General features: G+C 47.3%; 19 protein-coding genes. 3 read left to right on the top strand and 16 right to left on the bottom strand.

Annotated elements, in window-relative coordinates; all coding sequences use genetic code 11:
* Positions 1 to 161: 161 nt before the first annotated feature.
* The 15 genes from J4N39_RS01260 to pilM form a co-directional block, all read right to left on the bottom strand.
* Positions 162 to 740, bottom strand: coding sequence for an aminodeoxychorismate/anthranilate synthase component II (locus tag J4N39_RS01260; RefSeq protein ID WP_252021255.1), 579 nt, complete (start codon positions 738 to 740; stop codon positions 162 to 164).
* Positions 741 to 875: 135 nt separating this feature from the next.
* Positions 876 to 4169, bottom strand: a complete 3294-nt coding sequence (locus tag J4N39_RS01255; protein WP_252021253.1) for an ExeM/NucH family extracellular endonuclease — start codon at positions 4167 to 4169, stop codon at positions 876 to 878.
* A 25-nt stretch (positions 4170 to 4194) separates the two neighbouring features.
* Positions 4195 to 5271, bottom strand: coding sequence for a porin (locus tag J4N39_RS01250; protein ID WP_252021251.1), 1077 nt, complete (start codon positions 5269 to 5271; stop codon positions 4195 to 4197).
* Positions 5272 to 5668: 397 nt separating this feature from the next.
* Positions 5669 to 6694 (bottom strand): tryptophan--tRNA ligase, encoded by a 1026-nt coding sequence (gene trpS, locus J4N39_RS01245; RefSeq protein ID WP_252021249.1) that lies wholly within the window; start codon positions 6692 to 6694, stop codon positions 5669 to 5671.
* Positions 6695 to 6811: 117 nt separating this feature from the next.
* Positions 6812 to 7480: a phosphoglycolate phosphatase gene (locus J4N39_RS01240; protein ID WP_252023580.1), complete on the bottom strand. Its 669-nt coding sequence runs from the start codon at positions 7478 to 7480 to the stop codon at positions 6812 to 6814.
* An 89-nt stretch (positions 7481 to 7569) separates the two neighbouring features.
* Complete coding sequence (gene rpe / locus J4N39_RS01235; RefSeq protein ID WP_252021247.1) at positions 7570 to 8244, bottom strand: ribulose-phosphate 3-epimerase; 675 nt, start codon at positions 8242 to 8244, stop codon at positions 7570 to 7572.
* Between the two features lie 105 nt (positions 8245 to 8349).
* Positions 8350 to 9171, bottom strand: a complete 822-nt coding sequence (locus J4N39_RS01230; RefSeq protein WP_252021245.1) for a Dam family site-specific DNA-(adenine-N6)-methyltransferase — start codon at positions 9169 to 9171, stop codon at positions 8350 to 8352.
* Positions 9172 to 9241: 70 nt separating this feature from the next.
* Positions 9242 to 10771, bottom strand: coding sequence for an SPOR domain-containing protein (locus J4N39_RS01225; protein ID WP_252021243.1), 1530 nt, complete (start codon positions 10769 to 10771; stop codon positions 9242 to 9244).
* A gap of 30 nt (positions 10772 to 10801) precedes the next feature.
* Positions 10802 to 11887 carry a 3-dehydroquinate synthase gene (gene aroB, locus J4N39_RS01220; protein ID WP_252021240.1) on the bottom strand — a complete coding sequence of 362 codons (1086 nt, stop codon included), beginning with the start codon at positions 11885 to 11887 and terminating at the stop codon, positions 10802 to 10804.
* Positions 11888 to 11912: 25 nt separating this feature from the next.
* Complete coding sequence (gene aroK / locus J4N39_RS01215) at positions 11913 to 12431, bottom strand: shikimate kinase AroK (RefSeq protein WP_252021238.1); 519 nt, start codon at positions 12429 to 12431, stop codon at positions 11913 to 11915.
* Positions 12432 to 12672: 241 nt separating this feature from the next.
* On the bottom strand, positions 12673 to 14088 hold the full coding sequence (locus tag J4N39_RS01210; RefSeq protein WP_252021236.1) for a type IV pilus secretin PilQ: 1416 nt from the start codon (positions 14086 to 14088) through the stop codon (positions 12673 to 12675).
* 38 nt (positions 14089 to 14126) lie between these two features.
* On the bottom strand, positions 14127 to 14648 hold the full coding sequence (locus J4N39_RS01205) for a pilus assembly protein PilP (RefSeq protein ID WP_252021234.1): 522 nt from the start codon (positions 14646 to 14648) through the stop codon (positions 14127 to 14129).
* On the bottom strand, positions 14635 to 15219 hold the full coding sequence (locus tag J4N39_RS01200; RefSeq protein WP_252021232.1) for a type IV pilus inner membrane component PilO: 585 nt from the start codon (positions 15217 to 15219) through the stop codon (positions 14635 to 14637). The genes J4N39_RS01205 and J4N39_RS01200 overlap by 14 nt, the downstream gene beginning before the upstream one ends.
* 2 nt (positions 15220 to 15221) lie before the next feature.
* Positions 15222 to 15782 carry a PilN domain-containing protein gene (locus J4N39_RS01195; protein WP_252021230.1) on the bottom strand — a complete coding sequence of 187 codons (561 nt, stop codon included), beginning with the start codon at positions 15780 to 15782 and terminating at the stop codon, positions 15222 to 15224.
* On the bottom strand, positions 15769 to 16725 hold the full coding sequence (gene pilM / locus J4N39_RS01190; protein WP_252021228.1) for a type IV pilus biogenesis protein PilM: 957 nt from the start codon (positions 16723 to 16725) through the stop codon (positions 15769 to 15771). The genes J4N39_RS01195 and pilM overlap by 14 nt, the downstream gene beginning before the upstream one ends.
* Positions 16726 to 16869: 144 nt before the next feature.
* Here pilM and J4N39_RS01185 point away from each other — a divergent pair, with 144 nt between their 5' ends.
* Positions 16870 to 19431, top strand: coding sequence for a penicillin-binding protein 1A (locus J4N39_RS01185; protein ID WP_252021226.1), 2562 nt, complete (start codon positions 16870 to 16872; stop codon positions 19429 to 19431).
* A 49-nt stretch (positions 19432 to 19480) separates the two neighbouring features.
* On the opposite strand, the gene oxyR is transcribed toward J4N39_RS01185, so the two are convergent.
* Entirely contained in the window at positions 19481 to 20374 is an 894-nt protein-coding gene (oxyR, locus tag J4N39_RS01180) for a DNA-binding transcriptional regulator OxyR (protein ID WP_252021224.1), read from the bottom strand.
* Positions 20375 to 20580: 206 nt separating this feature from the next.
* Here oxyR and J4N39_RS01175 point away from each other — a divergent pair, with 206 nt between their 5' ends.
* Both J4N39_RS01175 and J4N39_RS01170 read left to right on the top strand, forming a co-directional pair.
* On the top strand, positions 20581 to 21309 hold the full coding sequence (locus J4N39_RS01175) for a redoxin family protein (RefSeq protein WP_252021222.1): 729 nt from the start codon (positions 20581 to 20583) through the stop codon (positions 21307 to 21309).
* Positions 21310 to 21403: 94 nt separating this feature from the next.
* The gene (locus J4N39_RS01170) at positions 21404 to 21658 is read left to right on the top strand and encodes a DUF3624 domain-containing protein (RefSeq protein ID WP_503063709.1); all 255 of its coding nucleotides are present in this window, start codon (positions 21404 to 21406) and stop codon (positions 21656 to 21658) included.
* Positions 21659 to 21834 lie beyond the last annotated feature (176 nt).

Below are 21834 nucleotides of genomic sequence, written 5' to 3'. Positions count from 1 at the left end.
AAGCAACTATAAAGCTTTATTTGTGAGGGAAAAATCTAACATCGATGCTAAAGGAATGAATACTGAATATCTTATCGATGACAGGAAATAATCCTGCGCATAATCTTTCAGCTCAGGATAAATCACAACAAAAAGTGAGAAATGTTAAAAAAAGTGATCTGCTAGCGCTTTAGAAAGTTCGCCAGCAACTCATGACCTTGCTCGGTCTTGATAGATTCAGGGTGAAACTGCACCGCATCGATAGGCAAGGTTTTATGCTGAAAACCCATAATCTCATCCATGCTGCCGTCTTCGAGCTCACTCCATGCGGTGAGTTCAAAGCAGTCGGGCAAAGAGTCATTTTTCACCACTAAAGAGTGGTAACGAGTGACCGTCAAAGGGTTATTAAGCCCCTCAAAGACACTGCGGTTGTTGTGTCGAATTGGCGATGTTTTACCATGCATCACTTGGCGAGCACGAACCACTTCGCCACCAAACACTTGGGCTATGGCTTGGTGACCAAGGCAGACGCCCATAATAGGTAGCTTACCTGCAAAATGTTTAATTGCATCGAGTGATATGCCCGCTTCGTTAGGCGTACATGGCCCTGGAGAGATCACCAAATGAGTCGGGCTCAATGCTTCAATGCCTTGCAAAGAGATCTCATCATTACGCACGACTTTTACCTCTGCGCCCAACTCACAAAAGTACTGGTACAGGTTATAGGTAAACGAGTCGTAGTTATCGATGATTAACAGCATGAAATGGTTCGCAAGCGTTGGGTTAGCATATCAGGGCGGTATTGTGCCCAAGTGAGCAAGAAAGGCAAGGCTCGTGCATGGGAAAGTGGTAAAAAGGGCCAGCGATGAGCTGACCCTTTTACTTTACAAGTGCATTTATCGGCGGCGGCGAAGCCAGCCTAGACCAAACATGGCGAGCAGTGCGCCTAAGCCTAAGCTACCACCAGATCCGCCAGTACCGTCGTACTCTGGTGTTACTGGTTTCACGTTGCTGCTATCGCGTTTGGCGATATCGACAGTGAGAGATTTGGACTCAATCACCTTGGAGGTTTGCTCAGCCAAAGTGCTTTCAGATTCTGTATCTCTCAAACCAGTCAAGGCCATTGACACTGTATAGCGACCAGACTCTAAACCCGTCACATCAAACATCACTGTTTGTTGACCATTAGCCGTCAACGTCACCTTAGGTAAGTTGACTCGCTCCATCGCAGGAGAAATCGAGATAGTCGCAACATCGCCCGCTTTGGCATCTGCGCCAACAGGGAAAGCGATATCGGCACGACCACTCTTAGTGCCAATGCTCACTGGCACATCGCCCGCTTCACCATATTTGTAACCCAGACTGATAATCGCCGAATCATGGTCAGAAGAGCGGTATGGTGTTTCAGCATAAAACGGGTTTGGTTCGTTGCTGTCACCGCCTTTGTAGCGATCACTGTAGTCAAACAGCGACGACTCTGGAGCGTTGATATGCCAATCTGTCGCATCGACTAAACGCGCTTTCAATGACGAACTGATCAACATATGGTCCAGTGACCCCACTTCATCGTTGTACGAGTAACTCCAGGAGGTTTCCCCTTCGGCTGTTTTTAGATCGACAGCATTGAGGTAACCAAAGGTCTTAGTGATCACAGCGCCCTCAGGGCCAAACTGTGGAATATCACCAAAGAAGGTGTAACCCGCCGCTTTGATGGTCTTGCCCGTTGGATTACTGGTAAGCACCAACATTGGATCTTCGTGGGCATAAGCGTTCATATCACCCAAAATCACTTTATCACCAGCGATTTTTTCCATTTCGTTACCTAGATGGTAGGCAGCAGCAACACGGAAGTTTTCACACGATCCTTGGTAATCGTCGTTCTTCACATCATCTTTGACTGGATCAAAGTTCTCCCACTCTTGCCAGCCTTGCCAATCTTCATAACAGGTAGAGCCTTTAGATTTAAGGTGGTTAACCGCAACCGTCAGTTTTTTACCGGTATGAAGCACCTTAAAGGTCGCTGCAACTGTATTACGCTGATAGTTGTTGCCACTTTCACGCACCTCGCCTTTGCTATCTAGGATCACTGCGCCATTTTCGTCGACAATTTGTGGTGCGTGTTGTGAAGGCATCGGAATAATTTTGCCACCGACCAAAGCCACTTTCGACGGACGGTAAATCACTCCCGTGGTGATCGCATCAGAGCCAACGGTATCTTGGTCATCTAAGATGGTATCGCCATTTTTATCAAAGCCGACAAACACGTAACGATTGTGAATCGAGTTTTGCTTACCACGATCACCATAGTCTTCGTCATAGTATTTAAGGTTGATCGCCGCCAACAACTCTTTGATCGCACCAAAATCACCAAAGCCGTTGTTCTCTATCTCCATCAAGCCCAATACATCGGCGTCAAGGCCATAAATAGCTTGCACCAGTTTCGCCTGTTGGCGCTCAAACTCTTGCTGTGAATCTGCGCCGCGGTTATCACCAAAGTTGTTAGAGCTACCGCCATAAGGTGAGTTGAAGTAGTTCAAGACGTTTTGCGTCGCCACTTTAATGGTGAAGCCATCTTTGCCGTAATCTTCGTTAATGCTTGGTGCACTCGTGCGAGGAGTGTTGTGCACAAAAGTAATATTGCCACTCTCTTCAAGCGCTTTTGGCACTATGATGCGGAAATTGCTGTAGGAGTAATCAAGCACCCCGGTCAAACCGACAACACTGTCATTGATTCGAACGTAGTTATTTTGAGGGTCTTGAGCAAATGCTGGGTAATATGGGATCTGTCCGTTGGCCGCTTTACCATCAGATTCAACGTAAACACGAAAATCATTGTTTTCTGCCGCCTGTGCTAGAGACTCGGCACTGCCAGCGACATGATCTTGATTCGGTTGAGGGTTTGGACGCTTATACGCCAGTACCATGTTGTTACGGAACGAATCGTAATCAAAGCTAAAGCTACGTGATACTCGCAGTGCTTTTTTAGCTAGCTCTTGCTGTTTCGCCTCTTTGGCAAGTTGTAACTTAGTCGCAAGTTCTGCTTCACTTTCGCCCTCATCAGTCACCGTCACCTGGTCAACGATAGCGTCAATCTCCGCTTGCTCTGCATCTGAATTACCCATTTCAGCAACCGTTGTGACCAGCATACCTTCGTAACGTTCAAGCGTTGAAGCGAATGTCGTGTCACTGGCAATACGTTTCAGCTCAACGGGTGCAACCGTAGTCACGGTATCATCCATGATCTCCCAGTCATCTTGCAGCGCAAGCTGAGTCAATCCGTAATACTCTTTCGCTTTGGCTACGACACAAACGGTTTTACCGACTAAGTCATCGCTAGCACTTTTGCTGTAAACAAACACCCCGTCAGAGGTTTTCTCATTGCCATCTTCGGCGTAAAGGTAGAAGCCACTGGCTGGGTAGGATGTTACCGCAGACACCACGCCCGTCACTTTGTAGCTATCGGTCGAGATATACTCCCCTTCAGCAATCAGCGGGGAGAAGTTACCCTCACCTTGTACTTCACCGACACTCTTCACCACTATGGTATCGCCAGCCATAGTACACGCCCCTTCGCTTACCGGCGCTGGGTCTTCAAACGTTGGCTTACCTAGGTCGGTATAAATATCGGTTCCGACATTTTTCCAGTGCGCTGCCACATAAGTCGCATCTGCCGTTTTGGCGTCAGAGGTTCGGCGCAGTGTGACTTCTTTGCCCCAGCTTGAGCTATTAGAGCCAATGATGTCGTGGATAGTATCTGCATTATCGGCAGCGCCGATCCAAACAGCGTCATCGCCATTGAAGTTAAGCGCATCGAAGCGAATGCTGCCATAGCTGCCAGAGTTAATCACCGTGGCACTATTTGCCGTCGTCGCATCGGTTAAATCACTGGTGGCATCTTCAGCGACAATCACAATCGACTCACCCGCACCGATAGTGACGCCTTTCAACACTGAGTCAGTACCATTGGGTTTTAAAACTTTGTTTTTGTAGCTGCTGTAATAGATTGCGTAGCTATCTAGGGAAACATCGGTGCTGCCGGTGTTGGTAATTTCAATGGCACTGTTTTTGGCGTATGCATCAACACTGGATTCCACATACTCAGAGATCACCACGTTATTGATATCGGCGAATGCACCACCACTGAGCACCGCAGAAATGGCGCCAGCTAAAAGCGTTATTTTGTTATTCATTTTAATTTCCTTTTGCATCCCTGAATTAGAAGTAAACGCGTGCGTAAGCATAAGCACGCTGAGCCGCTTCACCTGCGTTAAGCTCAAGTGCAATCACCGAAGAACGAGTTGGGCGATAGTTGACACCGAACGTTTGCCAAGTGCGCTCTTTACCCCAACTGGAATCTTTGCCATCCCAGTACTTACTCTCTTTGTCCCACTTCTCATACGCTTCGTAGTTTGCCGACAGCGTAAGCTCCCAAATATCAGTCAGTGCGTATTTGGCTGAGACTAAAGCGCCTTTGTTTTTCAAGGTTTGGAAATCGTTATAGACATATATTTTGTTGTTAGGATCGGTGACATCGATCGGCGTGATTTCTTGAGCTATATCTTCTTCTTCATAGAAGCCGTTGATACCTAACCAAAGATCTTCAGTGGCACGATATCGAGCGCCAAGTCCCACCAACTGTTGTTTACCGTACTTAGAACGGCCTTCAGAACCGGTGCGTCGCTCATATCCGATCACCGCAGAGTAATCGTCATCGAAGTAACCAATGTAGCTACTGGTGACATTACCCACTTCAGAGCCGGAGCTGGTTTTACCCGCATAAGTGTACGAGCCAGCGACTTTGATCTTGTCAAACAACAGCCCTTCATATTTCACCGTTTGGTCTTGGTCGCCCGCTTCACCCGTTTCAACTGTGGTATCAAAGGTGAAATCACCCCACTTGTCGTAATCATCAAATGCAGTATCGGTTAGGCCAACTTCAAGGTAGTGATCATCCAACACATCATAGCCAAGAAAAACTTTGTCTATCGCCAGTACCATGTCTCCTGAACCGCCTGGCCAGTTCTCTCGCTCATAATCCAGCTCCAAGCGATAATGCATTTTGTCTTTGATCCCTTTCACCCCCATGGTGGCGAATGAGTCATCGATGTAGCTTTTATCTTCGGTGTAAAACTCTCCGTATTCGTAACGCGCACCTATGTGCCCGCCGACACCAACTTCACCATACAGCTTCATATAATCACCATTGTCCTGCTGATATATGGTGGCTGCGTGAGCGCCAGTGGCGGCAAACATTGCCGACAAGGCTATCGCAATAGCATTCTTGTTGGTCATATCAATTCCTTTCTGATTTTTAAGTTTTTAACGTTGCTATCTACGCCCGCTGGGATAAACAGGAGGGGATCTCTGCACAAAAACGAAAAATGCAGTGAATTATTCTAAAGTGATACCCAGCATCAGCTGGCGACCAATGTCACTCTTAGTCATGAAATAGAAAAGGATATGTGCAATTTGATGAGAAGCTCATCACTATTGAAATGAGGAATTTTCGAACAAAAAAACAGTTTCAACACCTTTAGATACGGATGAAAATTAAATGGAATATTTACTCAAATACTAGCTTCAGGTCTCATTATTTGCCGTCAACTTACGATATGAAACCTATAGGCAAGTAGAGGCATAAAAAAGGCCAGCAATCATGCTGGCCTTAGTGAGTTTCGTTGGGTAAAAATTATGGGCGAGCCACAAAACCTACTGCATCGTAAACTTTCTTCAATACTTGCGCCGCTCGTGCTGACGCTTTATCAGCACCTTCACGCATCACTTGCTCTAGGTACGCTTGGTCGTTGCGAATACGGCGGTATTCCGCTTGTACTGGTTCTAGCATAGCAACCAGCGCTTCGCCCACATCTTTCTTGAACGGGCCGTACATCTCAACGCCTGCGTATTTTTGCTCAATTTCGTCAAAGCTCAGGCCAGTCGCTGCTGAGTAAAGACCCATTAGGTTTGCGATGCCACCCTTGTTCGCCACATCGTGAGCGATACGTGGTGGGTTATCTGCATCCGTCTGCGCTTTGTTGATCTTCTTGATGATCGACTTAGGCTCTTCTAGCAGGGTGATAACGTTTTTACGGTTATCGTCCGACTTAGACATCTTTTTCGATGCATCTTGAAGGCTCATTACACGCGCATTCACGGTTGGAATGTACGGCTCTGGCACCTCAAAGATTGGCTGCTCTGGGCTGTAGATGTTGTTAAAACGCGTCGCGATATCACGAGCAAGCTCTAGATGCTGTTTCTGATCACTGCCCACTGGCACTTGGTGTGCGCCGTAAAGTAGGATGTCGGCTGCCATCAACACTGGATAATCGTATAGACCCACATTCACATCGTTAGCATAGCGCTGCGATTTATCTTTGAACTGAGTCATACGGTTTAGCTCACCCATTTGGGTGTAGCAGTTAAGAACCCAACCTAACTGAGCGTGCTCTGGTACGTGAGACTGCACAAACAGAGTGCTTTTCTCAGGGCTAACACCCACCGCTAGACAGATAGCTAACGCATCCAGAGTTGCTTCACGCAGTGCTTTCGGATCTTGACGAACAGTGATTGCGTGTAGGTCTACCACACAGTAGTGACAATCGTAGTCATCTTGCATCTGTTGCCACTGACGAAGAGCACCCAGGTAGTTACCAATACTAAGTTCGCCTGATGGCTGAACACCACTCAATACGATCGGTTTTTTTGAGTTGCTCATTGTGGAGATATCCTTGCTTTATTTCTCAGTTAGGAATTATTTGGTGAATGTTCGAGTGTACTGATTAGCAGACAATTTTCTAGCCCCGAATCTAAATAAACTCGGCGCTAGGCTCGATTATTTGAGTTCTAGAAGCTCAGCCACACAGTCTGCCACATAATCAGGCGCTGAATCGCTGATTGGCTCACCATGGTTGTAACCATAAGTTAGGCCAAACGAATGACAGCCCGCATTTTTTGCAGCCAAAATATCATTCTTAGAATCACCGACCATCAGCATCTGTGAAGGCTCAAGTTGATGCTTTTCGAGCAGCCAGTTAAGCGCCATTGGATTGGGCTTTTTCTCTTCAAAACAGTCTCCGCCGAGCACGTCGACAAATAGATGCTCAATGCCGTGATGCGCCAAAATATCAGGGACAAATTTAGACGGTTTGTTAGTGACCAGCGCCAGTGTAAATCCCGCTTGGTGCAATGCATTCAACGTCTCAACCACTTTAGGGTAAAGATGGCTAAGTGCATGGCCGCTTTGGTGGTAGAAATCATCAAACAGGGTGCGAGCTTTTTGTTTCAACTCATCGCTTAATTGCGGGTCTGGCGTAATGCTTTGGCTAAGAGAGCGCGCAATCAGTACGTCGGCACCGTTGCCTACCCAGTCTCTTACCTGCACTTCCTGCACGGCTGGAAAGCCTAGCGACTGCACCGCCTTATCCGCAGCCCATGCCAAATCAGGCACGCTATCAAGCAAAGTACCATCCAAATCAAATGCGATAAGTTTTATTGAATCCAACAACTTAGCCACTCCTGTAACTGAAAACCTGTAGATATAAAAAAAGCGAGAGCCAATGCTCTCGCTTCGATGATACTAAATACGAACGATTAACGCTTAACTTTCGCAAGTTCAGCACGCATCTCGTCGATCACTTCTTTGTAATCTGGACGACCAAAGATAGCTGAGCCTGCAACAAACATGTCAGCACCCGCTTCTGCAATTTCACGGATGTTATCCACTTTCACACCACCGTCGATCTCTAGTCGGATCTCACGGCCAGATGCATCGATACGTGCACGTACTTCACGCAGTTTATCAAGAGTGTTCGGGATAAATGATTGGCCGCCAAACCCAGGGTTCACAGACATGAGTAGGATCATGTCTACTTTGTCCATGATGTAATCTAAGTAGTGAAGTGGCGTTGCAGGGTTAAATACCACACCCGCCTGACAGCCACACTCTTTAATCAACTGAAGTGTACGGTCTAAGTGCTCAGTCGCTTCAGCGTGAACCGTAATCATAGTTGCGCCCGCTTTTGCGAAATCAGGGATGATGCGGTCCACTGGCTTAACCATTAGGTGAACGTCGATTGGGGCTGTGATGCCGTAGTCACGTAGTGCTTTACACACTGGCGCACCAAAAGTTAGGTTTGGCACGTAGTGGTTATCCATTACGTCAAAGTGAACTACGTCAGCGCCAGCAGCAAGCACTTTTTCTACGTCTTCGCCTAGACGAGCAAAGTCAGCAGATAGGATAGATGGCGCGATTAGGAAGTCTTTCATCACAGGCCTCATAGTAGGGAGTTTGTTATTGGGTAGAAATTGGGCGCAATTCTACCTAAGCAATCGTTTAAATCCTAGAGGCAATTTTGATAGTTGAGTTTTCGACTATTTTGTCGGGTTGAACAGGGCGAGTAGTTCATCAACCTTATTGCGCCCAGCCCCATTACGACTAATAGTACGCTTCACCTTAACCACATTAAGCTCTGCACCGTGGTATAGACGACGAGTTAAGGTGGTGTCGTGGTTGGAGATAAGTACAGGGATGCCACGCTCGTTTGCAGTGCGCTCAGCGACATCGGCAAGGGCAGCTTGGTCATCTAAGCTAAATCCGTTGCCAGCATAAGAGGTAAAGTTGGCGGTGGTTGAGAGCGGAGCGTAAGGCGGGTCGCAATACACTACGGCACCTTTGCGTGCTCGGCTAAATGTCTCTAAGTAACCTTCGCAAACAAAAGTCGCTTTCTTCGCTTTTTGTGCAAAAAACTCTAGTTCTTGCTCAGGAAAATAAGGCTTTTTGTAAGAACCGAAAGGCACATTAAAACCGCCTTTTTTGTTATAGCGACACAAACCATTAAAACCAAAGCGGTTCATGTACAAAAACGCAACCGAACGGAAAAACACATCGTCACTGGCGTTGAACTGGGCACGAATGTCCAAATACGCTTCTTTACGATTGTAGTCTGGCTGGAAAAGACGCTTGCTCTCGTCGATGTAACGTTGCGGCTCTTCTTTGAGCAGGTTGTAGAGGTTAATCAGATCTGGGTTGATGTCTGCTAACAGGTAACGTTCAAAGTCAGTATTCAGAAACACCGATCCCGCCCCGACAAAAGGCTCGATCAGTTTTTTCGCTGGCGGAAGGTGGCGTTGAATGTCTTCAACTAAACCATATTTACCACCTGCCCACTTTAAAAAAGCGCGTTGTTTCTTCATTGAACGATCAAACCACTACAGCAAAAATTACGGCTGCGGAATGTAACACATTTTGCCGTAAACCTCAGCGTTAATTGTCACTTACTATCTCTCGCTGCACTTGGTTAACAGATTTTGCCCATGCACCGATCGATTGTAGCGATTGAGGCAGCTCAGAAACCGCATCACGCGCCTGCTGAATGGTTGGGAAATTTCGATAAGTCACTATGTGCCACAATGCTCCATTTCGCTCGGTGTTGTAGACTCGAACTTTGTTTTCCAACTGATGGCGAGCAATAAACGCTGTTACTTCGGCTTCGCTGGTCAGCGCCGCCAGTTGTAAGGTGTAATCGGTTGGACTAAGGGCTTGCAGCTCTTGATGAGCAGTCGTCAATGCGCTGGTTTGCGCAGCCGGCACTTCTTCAGGTGTAGTGACCGTTGTCGCCTCGCTTGCTACTGGTGCGGCGTCGTCAAGCACCACTTTTGTTTCCGGTGGAGTTTGCGCTTGTTGTTGAACTGCGTCTTGCTTGGCGTCGGTGACTGCATCGTCAATCACCTGCACAGTTTGTGGTGGGGTGCGCTCTTCCAGCAGAGCATCTACAACATCTGAAGGCACCACAACTCGCTTACCGTCATTGCCGTCACCACCAACAGAGGCAATACCATCGGCCAGCGCTGGCGGAAGTGCGTCGGAATCATCTTCCACGACGACCATGGACTCTAAAGGCTCGCTGCTATCTGTATCTGTCGCTTTGGCCCCACTAACCATCTCAGGTTGGATAGTTTCGATGCCCGCATCCACCATTTCAGTGTCACCACCCATCGGCATAGGCTTCGGCTGACTGTAAAGCCACCAATAGCCAGCAGCGGTTAGGAGCAAAATAACCAAGGCGACGGCGGCAATGCGCAATGGTGATTCCGTCACCGAGCGGATAATTATCCTTTTTTCCACTTTCTTATTCCCTAAATCCATCAATGGCCCCGGTAGCGGCGGGCACTTAAGTGCTTGCTTACGAATTTTCTGTTTGGCATCGAGACTGCTGGCGTATTTGACCACTAAGAGTTCAGTAAACTCCTGTGCCTCTTCATGGCTCAGTGTCTCTACTTCTAAATCAACCGGTTTGCCTTCTTGGCCATAACTGATGCGAGTCAAAATGTGCTCTAGTGCATCCCCTTCAGAGAATAGCACGATATTGACCATCCACTTGGGCTGCTGCTGAGCTTCAACGACAAGCATCCACAGCTCGGTGAGTAAGTCTTCGCTTAATAGGTGGGCGTCATCAACCACAATGACGATATCGCAAGGCTCATCCCCTACTAAGTGAGCAAAACTCTCAACCACAGGGTCATTTTGGTTAAACAGCGGGTCACTCACTACCTGACTGAGCAACAGCGAACGCTGCTGAGCATCATCTTGATTAGGGTGACAAAGTAGAAGTGCTTGATTTTTATCGGTTGCCCACGCTTCTAAAAAGCGTTGAGCCAGCCAAGTTTTGCCCGCACCTTTCACGCCACGGACATTGACTAAATTGGAGCTAAAACGAGTCAGGAGCTGCAATCTGTCTAGCAGCTCCACTTGAGAAGGTAATTCTAATACTCGTAATTCATGAGCCAAACTCATTGGCCACCCACCTTAAACACTGACGAAGTGTTATAGGTCGCGACACACTTCGATAGCTTGCTCGATAACTTGATTAGGAACATCAGACACTACTTTTGAGGTGCCGATGCTCGTTGGTAATACCAAACGTAATTTACCAGAAAGTACTTTTTTATCACGCATCATGTGCTTGATAAAGTCGTCAAAAGTCATACTGTTAGGTGCGTTCACTGGTAAGTTGGCATTTTTAAGTATAGTGACGATTCGCTCGAATTGCGCTTGATTAATCAGTCCGTGCATTTGAGCTGTCTTAGCCGCCAGTACCGTGCCTGCCGATACGGCTTCGCCATGCAGCCAAACACCATAGCCCATCTCAGCTTCAATCGCATGACCAAAGGTATGACCTAAATTCAAAAGCGCACGAATGCCAGACTCTTTTTCATCTTGCTCGACCACTTCTGCCTTGATCTGGCAGCAGCGGGCAATCGCATAGCTCAACGCTTGAGGGTCTAATGCCACCAGCGATGCCATGTTTTCTTCAAGCCAAGTGAAAAATTCCTGGTCATAGATAATGCCGTACTTGATCACCTCTGCCATGCCAGCGGCAAATTCACGCTCAGGCAAGGTTGAAAGGCACTTAGTATCAATCACCACCGACTTAGGCTGGTAAAAAGCACCGATCATGTTTTTACCCATAGGGTGGTTAACTGCGGTTTTTCCACCAACAGAAGAGTCCACTTGCGACAACAAGGTGGTTGGGATCTGAATAAAATCAACACCACGTTGGTAGGTCGCAGCAGCGAAGCCGACAAGATCACCAATCACACCACCGCCAAGCGCAACCAGAGTCACGTCACGGCCATAGTTTCCTTCTAGCAGGAAAGTCATGATGGTGTTGAAGGTATCTAGAGTTTTGTACTGCTCACCATCAGGAAGGCTAAGCAAGCTTACCTGATACCCTTGAGCCTCAAACTGAGAAACGACAGTTTGCGCGTACAGCGGGGCAACGGTCACGTTGCTAACAACAACGACACGTTGAGATTTGACTTGGGAAAAGTGCGCTGAGTCTGAAAATAACCCAGCGCCTATAGAGATTGGGTAGCTGCGCTCACCAAGCTCGACCGTAATCCGTTCCATGGGTTTGCTCTCCAAAATTAAGAACTTAACGTTCTTCTAGCATTTTTACGATCTGGTTGGCTACCACTTTTGCACTTTGATCGTCGGTACGAACGACAAAGTCAGCCACTTCTTCATACAAACTATTACGCTCACCAGCAAGGTCTTCTAGAACTTCGCGTGGGTTATCCGTTTGCAGTAGTGGACGCTTCTTGTCACGTTGGGTGCGTGCAAGTTGCTTTTCAATTGTAGTTTCTAGATAAACGACAATTCCGCGTGCAGATAGACGGTTGCGGTTATCTTTACTTTTTACTGAGCCGCCGCCTGTTGCTAGAACAATACCTTGTTGTTCAGTCAGGTCGTTGATTACAGACTCTTCGCGCTTACGGAAGCCGTCTTCACCTTCAACGTCAAATACCCAAGCGATATCTGCGCCAGTGCGTTCTTCGATAACGGTATCAGAGTCAACAAATTCCATGTGAAGTTGTTGAGCAAGGTGACGACCAATAGTGCTTTTGCCAGCCCCCATAGGGCCAACAAGGAAAATATTACGTTTTTCAGCCATGTTTAGCAGTAATTTACAACGTTAATTCAATGACATCGCCAAGGGAAAAGCTAATGATTTCATTGCTTAAGTTGCTCCCGAGGCACCAATTCCTCACAGATAATTCGTGATCAGACCCAAAATTATCTCAATTAAGACCACAACAATGCAACCGAATTTTTCATTTATAGCAAAATAGCGACTATTTACAGCCGCTATTTCATCTACTTACGTGAGCGATATTTTATTCCGCTAACTGTACTTACTGCACAACAATTTTCGGCGTGATGAAAATGAGCAGTTCATTTTTGCCAATGTTTTCATATTCACGGCGAAACAGAGCGCCTAACAAAGGTAGATCGCCAAGCAGTGGCACTTTATCGACTGATTGAGACAAGCTCTGTTGATGAATACCGCCGAGCACCAAGGTTTCCCCATTTTCAAGCCACACCTGAGTACCGATCCGCTGAGTTTCAACCGTGACTGCTTCTCCTGTGCCCGCCTTAACCACTCGACCGGGTCTGTCTTGCGTCACACTCAGGTCCAATACCATGCGATTGTCTGGGGTAATTTGTGGGATAACCTTTAGGCTCAATACGGCCTTTTTAAACGCAACCGTGGTCGCTCCGCTCGATGAAGACTCCATGTAAGGAATCTCCGTACCTTGCTCGATATAAGCGGGTTTCTTGTTGGTGGTGATCAAACGTGGACTTGAGATAATTTCCGCTTTGTTTTCACTTTGCAGAGCTGACAGCTCAAGGTCGACCAAGGTATCTGAGCCCAGCTTGGCAAACTGAAACGCAATGCTTGAGGCGTTGGCGTTAGTTGCACCGAGGTTTACGTTAAGAAAGTCTTCTATCGGTAGCGAGCTATCTTCATCATCCCCTCCACCAGAATAAAGGCCAGTGGCCGCCAAGTTGCTTTCAATACTACCACCTGCGGTCACACTGCCATTGGTTGAAGAAAATCCCCAGCGGACCCCTAGCTCTTCTAGCTCACCTTCGACCACAGTAACGATCCGCGCCTCTATTTGGACCTGTTTTACGGGAATATCGAGATCGTCAATGATCTGCTGGATCATGACCACGTTTTGCTCAACATCTCGCAGTAGAAGTGTATTGGTTCTTTCATCTACGGCGATAGAGCCTCGCTCAGATAGCATGGACATTGAGCCATCTCCGCCGATCATTTCCGCCACTTCTGAGGCTTTAGCAAACTCTATTTCAATCACTTGGGTACTTAACGGTTCGAGCTTAGTATTCTGGTTAGCCAACTTGAGCTGCTTTTGTTCACGCAGTTCAAACTCTTGTTTAGGCGCAATCAAGACGACATCTCCCACAACTCGTTTATCTAACCCCTTGAGCTGCAAAATGATATCAAGTACTCGGTCCCAAGGCGTATCATCAATCTTGAGTGTCACGCTTCCACCCACATCATCTGATACGACTAAGTTAAACTGGTTGTAGTCGGCGATCAGCTGCAGCACATTTCGCACTGGAATGTCTTGAAAGTTGATCGATATTTTGTCCCCGGCTTGGTTCAAGACGATCGGTACCGAGTTTTCATCTAATGGCTGGACTTTACTACCTGTTGCAGCTCCCGCACTAAGCGGCACACACAGGACCAGAAAACTAATTAAATAGTGTTGCCACGCATACCAACAAACTGCGTTTTTCATTGCTACTTCCTTGTAATATTCATTATTCACTAGAGGCTCTAACGGTTTAATGCCAGTTTGACCTGACGCTTTTGCCAGCAACCTAGTCCATCGGCCATCACTTCTTCTATGACGATAAAGCCTTTCTCCACATTAACGACTTGCCCATTGTCTAATCCAAGCCGAGAACCAGTGCGAACTTTATGTACCTTGCCATCTGGCGCACGAAGTAATCCGGTGGGAGTTCCGCTGCGCTGCATAATGCCGGTCAGTTGTAGTTGGGCGAGCGGATATCGCTCGAGTGGTGCGATTGCCCCTTTCACTTCAGGCTGCCAGCACTGACGAGTAGGCGATTTATTGGGTGCGACTTGGCGCACTTTAGGCAAATTAAATGGATGGCTGGTAGTTGAGAAATGGAAAGGCTCCGCTTGATACACCGCACTTTGATGTAAGGGCTTTACGGTGGCTTTTGCCATGGCTTGAGTTTTACTCGCCCAGCGCTCAATCGAGGGTTTATCCTCTTGGCACCCAAACAAAAGGCCAGCCATCAGCAGCACCATCCATGTGTTATTTTTCTGCATCTGTGGACCCCGGTCTAAACTGATAGGCAAAGGCTCGAACACGAAAGTGCAAGGTTTTGCTTTCTTGGCTTACCCGCTGCCAATCTACGTCAGCAAAGTTAACTATCCTTGGCAGCTCGCCAATGGCCTGACTGAAATCTCCGATATTCTCGTAGCTGCCTGTCAGTTCAATATTCAATGGGTAGCGATAGAGCTCGCTAGTCACTTGGCGCTCTCCCCAATCAATACGGGTAAAAGTGAGATCGTGCTTAATACCAAGCTCATTTATCGAAGCAAGCAAAGTCGCTAGCTCTTTTTGTTCGGGCAACTGTTGTTGCAACAGCTGGTAACGTTGATTCAATAGCTTGAGCTGCTGGTCATACTTAGGCAACGCGGCCACTTGACGAGCTTTAATTTCAAACAACGATTTAAGACTTTGTTCTTGCTGCTCTTCATGGCTAAGCGCTTGATGCTGTGGCACTAAGTAAAACCACCAACCTAACAGCAGAAGTGCAAAGCACACCAAAGCAATCACGCCCCATTGATAAACTCGTGGCCAATAGGCAAATTCATCCATCTCTAATGACTGCATGCTTATCGTTCTCCCTGCGACTGAACATCAAACACAAAGGAAACCGAGTAATTGTTATAGCTCTGACCAAACAGCTCTCGTCCAGAAACGATCGAATGCATTTTGACATCTTGCGCCAACGGAGTGGTTTCTAGGTTGTCGAGCATGCTGGCGATGGCGGCGGTATTTTTGCTAAACCCTGTCAAGGTGACATGCTCGTCATTCATGTCGATCTTATCGACATAGACATCGGCGGCTATCCAGTTAGGGATTTGACTCATAAACCGCGGTACTTTGGCGCGCTTGTCTTGCAGCTGAGTGACTAAGTTAATCTTGGCTTGAAGCTTCTTATGATCGGCTTTGAGTGAATTCAAACGACTTAATTGGCGATTCATGTCGTCAATTTGAGATTGAAGATACTGATTGCGTTGCAGTTGCTGATTGACTTTGAGTTGATTGAGGTAACCGTAACCAACAACAATGACAGCCGTGACCAGTAGCCCCATTGCGATACGAAGATAAGTTCCTCTTTGGTAAGCCTGCTGCTGCCAATCTCGCCACGGAAGTAAATTAATGGTTTGCATGCCACTCCTCCCAGTCACAGGCCAACAACGCAAGTCCTAACGCAATTTCAAATCCATCAGCCTGCGCATTCGCTGAGCATTTCTTAGCTCTAGGTAATAAAGACAATGCATCGACGAGTTCGACTTCAAGTTCGATTTGCTCAGCTAGCCAGGTCAACTCAAGCCTCGGTGACAACTCGCCACTTAACCATATCTTGGCCGCTTTTTGTGCTGGATGGTTGGAGTTATACAGGTTGAGCTGACGACTCAGCAGTCGTACAAACTGCCCAGCGACATCCTCATCGCCATGACTAGGGGGAAGAGAGACTTCTTTTATATAGGGTTCCGAATTAAACGGACGAGTACAGAGCAATAGTTTATGCTGCCACACGTAAACCAGCATTCCATGCTGTTGGTCCTTTTGATGCTGTGAAATCAGCTTCCAAGTGCTGCTGAGTGCCTGACCTTGTAATGTCATTAATTGGGGACGAAAGCCTACTTTTGAAACTGGCGCTAAGTGGCTATCTACCACGTTTTTTTTAGCGGCAATCACTTGATAATCAGCCACTTTTTCCGAGCCCGATAGCAGTGACTCTACCGAGTAAAAATCTAGGTATAAGTCGTCATCACTGGCACTGGTTTGCAACGCCATTTCTTGGCGTACTGCAAACATCAACTCTTCCTCTTCAAGATCGGGCTGCAACTGCAATACTTTGCTCGCAGCGGCATTGTCTGGTAACGCAAGTGCGACTTTTCGTGCGTACCAAGGCAACGCTTTACGAACTTCTTTGAGTAAATTGACGCAGTCTTGATACCCGAGCGTGTGATTATCGACGAAAATAGCCTTTTGCGAACGCAAACTAACGCATCGTTCAACGCTCATTGAGCGATGAGTTCGCTTGATCAGCACGGCTTTAATGGCGTGCGGGCCTATGTCTAAGCCGGTAATGAACGATGTAGCCATGGACGACGCCAACCTAAATAAAGTGATACACTTGAGCGCTTACGCTGCAGGATAAAAATTTCACTAGCCGAGCTAGTTGATTAATTTGTATCCTAGTGTATCGACTTAACTAACCTAACCGCCTATTAGATCAGGGATTTTTCGGTGAAATTCATAAAGTATTTACTAGCCTTTTCATTGTGTTGCATAGTTTTGGGAGTGGGTGCAATTGTCGGCATGTACTATTACGTACAAGATGACTTACCAGCCATCGACACTCTTAAAGACGTTCAGCTGCAAACACCAATGCAGGTGTACAGCAAAGACGGTAAGCTAATTTCTCAATTTGGTGAGAAACGCCGTATTCCGCTGAAGCTAGAAGAGATGCCTCCGCATCTACTGGAAGCGATTATCGCCACCGAAGATAGCCGCTACTATGACCACCCAGGTATCGACCCAATTGGTATTGCTCGTGCTGCTATTGTCGTTGCGACATCAGGCAGTGCTAAACAGGGTGCGAGTACCATTACCCAGCAGCTAGCGCGTAACTTCTTTTTGAGTAACGAAAAGAAAATCATGCGAAAGATCAAAGAGATCTTTCTTGCACTACGCATTGAGCAGATGCTAAGCAAAGATGAAATTCTCGAGCTTTACCTCAACAAAATTTACCTTGGTCACCGCTCTTATGGTGTGGGTGCAGCCGCTCAGGTCTACTTCGGCAAAGAAGTAAAAGATCTGACCTTGAGTGAAATCGCTGTTATCTCTGGATTGCCCAAAGCGCCATCGACAATGAACCCAATTTACTCTGTCGATCGTGCAACCACCCGTCGTAACGTGGTGCTGATGCGCATGCTGGATGAAAAATACATCACTCGCGAGGAATATGATGAAGCGCGTGCTGAACCAATTGTCGCTCGCTACCACGGCGCAGAAATCCAATTAAGCGCTCCTTACGTTGCCGAACTGGCACGTGCTTGGATGGTTGAACGCTATGGTGAAGACGCCTATACCTCGGGTATGAAGGTGTACACCACGGTCGACTCTAATCTTCAACAAGCAGCACAAACCTCAGCGGTAAACAACCTTCTCGCATACGATATGCGTCATGGCTACCGTGGTGAAGAGCGTGTGCTTTGGCAAGAAGGACAAGCCGCTTGGGATGAAGAACAGATCCAAAAGCAACTGAGAAAAGTACCTACCTACGGCACACTGCTGCCTGCGGTTGTCACTGAAATCAATGGCAAGACCGCTCAGGTCTACGTGAAAAACCACGGCCCAGCGACGTTAGGTTGGGATGGTATCAAGTGGGCACGCAAATTTATCACCGACACTAAGCAAGGCGCTGCACCAAAAGATGCTGGCGATGTACTTGCAGCGGGTGAACAAGTTTGGGTTAGAGAAGTCGCATTACCAGTCACTGATGAGCAACTTGACCAGCAGTATGCGTGGCACCTAAGCCAAGTGCCTGCGGCAAACACTGCCTTTGTGGCCATGAACCCAGAAAATGGCTCAGTCGATGCTTTAGTCGGCGGTTTTAACTTTGTTCACAGTAAGTTTAACCGAGCAACCCAATCTGTTCGTCAGGTCGGCTCAAGTATCAAACCTTTTATTTACGCAGCGGCGCTAGATAAAGGCTTAACGCTTGCTTCTCTTATCAACGACGCACCAATTAACCAGTGGGATAAGAGCCAAGGTACGGCATGGCGTCCTAAAAACTCACCACCGACCTACGTAGGCCCAACCCGTTTGCGCATCGGTTTAGCCCAGTCGAAAAACGTCATGGCAGTACGAGTGTTACGTGAAGTTGGCTTGGACCAAACTCGTCAATACCTGACTCGCTTTGGCTTCAGCATGGAAGATCTTCCGCGCAGCGAAACCATCGCCCTAGGTGCAGGTAGCCTAACCCCGATCAAGATGGCACAAGGTTATTCAGTGTTTGCCAACGGTGGTTACTACGTAGAGCCGTTTTACATCAACCGTGTAGAAGGCCCATATGGCGATCTTGAGTTTGAAGCTTCACCAAAAACCATTTGTCGCAGCAACTGTCAACAAGCGTCAGCTGTGTTGGTTGAAAACACCACTGAGGTTTCGCAGTCAGCAACCCTCGATGCTCAAATGGCGAATGAATTTGATGAGCAGGATCTTAACAGCAAATACGCTCCTCAAGTGATCACCGAGCAAAACGCCTTTTTAGTACGTGAGATGCTTTACAGCAACGTATGGGGTGGCGGTGATTGGCGTCATGGTACGGGCTGGAATGGTACAGGTTGGCGTGGTCAAGCGCTTAAGCGCCGTGATGTGGGTGGTAAAACAGGTACCACCAATGATTCAAAAGATGCGTGGTACAACGGCTTTGCACCAGGCATGGTCGCTATCGCTTGGGTTGGATTTGATACTCACGACCGAACACTCGGCCGCACCAGTAGCAATAAAAACTTAGGCAAGGAGCAGATCACTGGCGCTGAAGCAGGCGCAAAAACTGCGCAACCAGCTTGGGTTGATTTCATGCACACTGCGCTGGAGTCTATCCCACCTCAGCGTAAGAAAGTGCCAAATGGCATAGTGAAAAGCCGTATTGACCGAGCTACCGGGCTTTTGACCCATAAAAATGACCACACATCGATGTTTGAGTACTTTGAAAAAGGCACTGAGCCTACCGAGTACGTTAAACAAAACATTGGCGATACGATTTATAGCCAAGATGAAGATGGTGAAGAGTTATTCTAACTTCGCTTAGAAAATCAAAAAGGGATGCTGCGGCATCCCTTTTTATTATTTAGCCGATAAAATCCATCTGAGTTTGAATGGTTTTAGCTAACTGTTCAAAGCGACTGCGAAGCGGTGAGCCCGGTCGATAAGCCAGCACTATCTTACGGCTCGGGTGAGGCTTCTGAGTGCGGATATAGGTCACGCCACTTTGCGTTGGGCTCTCTGGAATCGCGAGCTCAGGCAACAAGGTGATGCCACTGCCTGCGGCAACCATATTTCTTAGCGTTTCAAGACTGGTAGCTTTAAACCGCTCATCATCGTTAGCACCTGCTGCAAAGCAGTAGCCCATGGCTTGATCTCGTAAACAGTGGCCGTCGCCGAGTGAAAGTACTGTTTTGCCATTGAGTTCGAGCAAATCAAAATCTTCTCTATCAGCCCACTCGTGATCACAAGGCACTGCTAAGTGCATTGGCTCATCATATAAATCAATCTCTTTGAAGTGAGCTGTCTCCTCGACGGCTGCTAAAATCAAACAATCCAGCTTGCCCTCTTCGAGCTGAGTAACGAGCTGATGAGTTTGCGCTTCATATAAGAACATCTCAAGCTCAGGGTAACTCGCTTTCAATTCAGGCACTATATGCGGCATTAGGTAGGGTCCAACGGTGGGGATAAATCCCACATGCAGTGGCCCACTCATTTCTTGGCCTTGCAAACTGGCCATATCCGTAAAAGTTTTGACCTCTCCTAGTATACGCTTGGCTTGATCCACCAGTTGCAACCCTGCTTGAGTGAACAACACTCTGCGACTGCTTCGTTCAAGAAGCGCCGTACCTAACTCGTCTTCTAGTTTTCGGATCTGCCCACTGAGTGTTGGCTGACTCACAAAACATGCTTCCGCTGCTTTACGGAAATGCTGATGTTCAGCAAGTGCGACCAAGTATTCAAAATCACGAATGTTCATATGCTACGTTCTATACTCTTTTCGAGAGCGACTCGGCAACCAAATTGCCTTGCTCGGTGAGTTATTAATAATTAAAACCTATCAAAACCATAGCACCAAACGATTAGAGCTATCAACGAATATTCGCCATAATGGCTTTAACAAAACAATACGAACCTCAGCAATGATGAGGTCAACAAATTTTAAATTACTGATAAGGCATCAATATGTTTACTAACAAAGAAGGGCAAACCATTCCTCACGTCACTTTTCCAACTCGCCAAGGCGATCAGTGGGTGAATGTCTCTAGTGAAGAATTATTCAAAGATAGAACCGTCGTCGTGTTTAGCTTACCGGGGGCTTTCACACCAACTTGTTCTTCAACTCACTTACCTCGCTACAATGAGCTGTACTCAGTATTTAAGCAGCACGGTGTGGATGAAATTGTCTGTGTATCGGTGAACGACACCTTTGTTATGAATGCTTGGAAACAAGACCAAGAGGCGGAAAACATTACTTTCATTCCCGATGGTAATGGTGAGTTTACTGACGGTATGGGCATGCTGGTTGACAAAAACGACATTGGTTTTGGCAAGCGTTCATGGCGCTACAGCATGTTGGTGAAAAATGGTGTCGTGGAGAAAATGTTCATCGAACCTAACGAGCCAGGCGACCCGTTCAAGGTTTCAGACGCAGACACCATGCTAGGTTACATTGCGCCAGAGCATAAAGTTCAGGAATCGATCACCGTATTCAGCAAACCTGGCTGTCCTTTCTGTGTGAAAGCGAAACAGAACCTGATCGATAAAGGCCTAGACTACGAAGAGATCGTGTTAGGTAAAGACGCCACTACCGTGAGCCTACGTGCCATCACTGGCCGTACAACGGTGCCGCAAGTATTTATCGGTGGAAAGCACATCGGTGGCAGCGAAGAGTTAGAAGCGTACCTAGGTTAACCCTTAATCTGGTTCTAAGCTCAAATAGTAAGGCGGACACTAAGTCCGCCTTACTGCGTTTATGGCCAAATTGCGCTAACCTGCTGTTATGCAAATGAGTCGAGTCAACATTGTGAGCTGTCAAAACTGCCAATCCAACTGGTTCTGGAAAAAAATCGGTCGTTGCCATCGCTGTATGGTGCAACTAGCCGTACTCAGTTTGATCTGCTGGCCAACATGGTGGTGGTTGTATCGTGAGACACCAACATCGGTTGAGTCGATAGGACTGTTCATGACAGCCTGCGCATTCAGTGGATTGTTACTGCTGCATTTGGTGATGAAGTTTTTGGTGATAAAGGGAAAGGGTTGAAGGGTTGAAGGGTTGAAGGGTTGAAGGGTTGAAACAGACTAGTCTCTAGATCGCCCTCGTCAACAATGATCACCCCGTTTTGCCCATAGCGGAGCGTCCGTTTACCGTTAGCGAAAGCGTCCGGCGCCCCACCTGCGCCCAAAAAGAAAAAAGCCCCGAAATCAATACTTGATTCG

Source organism: Vibrio sp. SCSIO 43136, from assembly GCF_023716565.1.
Taxonomy (GTDB): Bacteria; Pseudomonadota; Gammaproteobacteria; order Enterobacterales; family Vibrionaceae; genus Vibrio.
Note: the sequence above shows the minus strand (reverse complement) of the source record. Positions and strands in the feature narration are given on the sequence as shown.

Bases quoted from the DNA above. Each gene is read 5' to 3' on its own strand.
- J4N39_RS01260 (WP_252021255.1), bottom strand. From the start codon at position 740: ATGCTGTTAATCATCGATAACTACGACTCGTTTACCTATAACCTGTAC.
- J4N39_RS01255 (WP_252021253.1), bottom strand. From the start codon at position 4,169: ATGAATAACAAAATAACGCTTTTAGCTGGCGCCATTTCTGCGGTGCTC.
- J4N39_RS01250 (WP_252021251.1), bottom strand. From the start codon at position 5,271: ATGACCAACAAGAATGCTATTGCGATAGCCTTGTCGGCAATGTTTGCC.
- trpS (WP_252021249.1), bottom strand. From the start codon at position 6,694: ATGAGCAACTCAAAAAAACCGATCGTATTGAGTGGTGTTCAGCCATCA.
- rpe (WP_252021247.1), bottom strand. From the start codon at position 8,244: ATGAAAGACTTCCTAATCGCGCCATCTATCCTATCTGCTGACTTTGCT.
- J4N39_RS01230 (WP_252021245.1), bottom strand. From the start codon at position 9,171: ATGAAGAAACAACGCGCTTTTTTAAAGTGGGCAGGTGGTAAATATGGT.
- J4N39_RS01225 (WP_252021243.1), bottom strand. From the start codon at position 10,771: ATGAGTTTGGCTCATGAATTACGAGTATTAGAATTACCTTCTCAAGTG.
- aroB (WP_252021240.1), bottom strand. From the start codon at position 11,887: ATGGAACGGATTACGGTCGAGCTTGGTGAGCGCAGCTACCCAATCTCT.
- aroK (WP_252021238.1), bottom strand. From the start codon at position 12,431: ATGGCTGAAAAACGTAATATTTTCCTTGTTGGCCCTATGGGGGCTGGC.
- J4N39_RS01210 (WP_252021236.1), bottom strand. From the start codon at position 14,088: ATGAAAAACGCAGTTTGTTGGTATGCGTGGCAACACTATTTAATTAGT.
- J4N39_RS01205 (WP_252021234.1), bottom strand. From the start codon at position 14,648: ATGCAGAAAAATAACACATGGATGGTGCTGCTGATGGCTGGCCTTTTG.
- J4N39_RS01200 (WP_252021232.1), bottom strand. From the start codon at position 15,219: ATGCAGTCATTAGAGATGGATGAATTTGCCTATTGGCCACGAGTTTAT.
- J4N39_RS01195 (WP_252021230.1), bottom strand. From the start codon at position 15,782: ATGCAAACCATTAATTTACTTCCGTGGCGAGATTGGCAGCAGCAGGCT.
- pilM (WP_252021228.1), bottom strand. From the start codon at position 16,725: ATGGCTACATCGTTCATTACCGGCTTAGACATAGGCCCGCACGCCATT.
- oxyR (WP_252021224.1), bottom strand. From the start codon at position 20,374: ATGAACATTCGTGATTTTGAATACTTGGTCGCACTTGCTGAACATCAG.
- J4N39_RS01175 (WP_252021222.1), top strand. From the start codon at position 20,581: ATGTTTACTAACAAAGAAGGGCAAACCATTCCTCACGTCACTTTTCCA.
- J4N39_RS01170 (WP_503063709.1), top strand. From the start codon at position 21,404: ATGAGTCGAGTCAACATTGTGAGCTGTCAAAACTGCCAATCCAACTGG.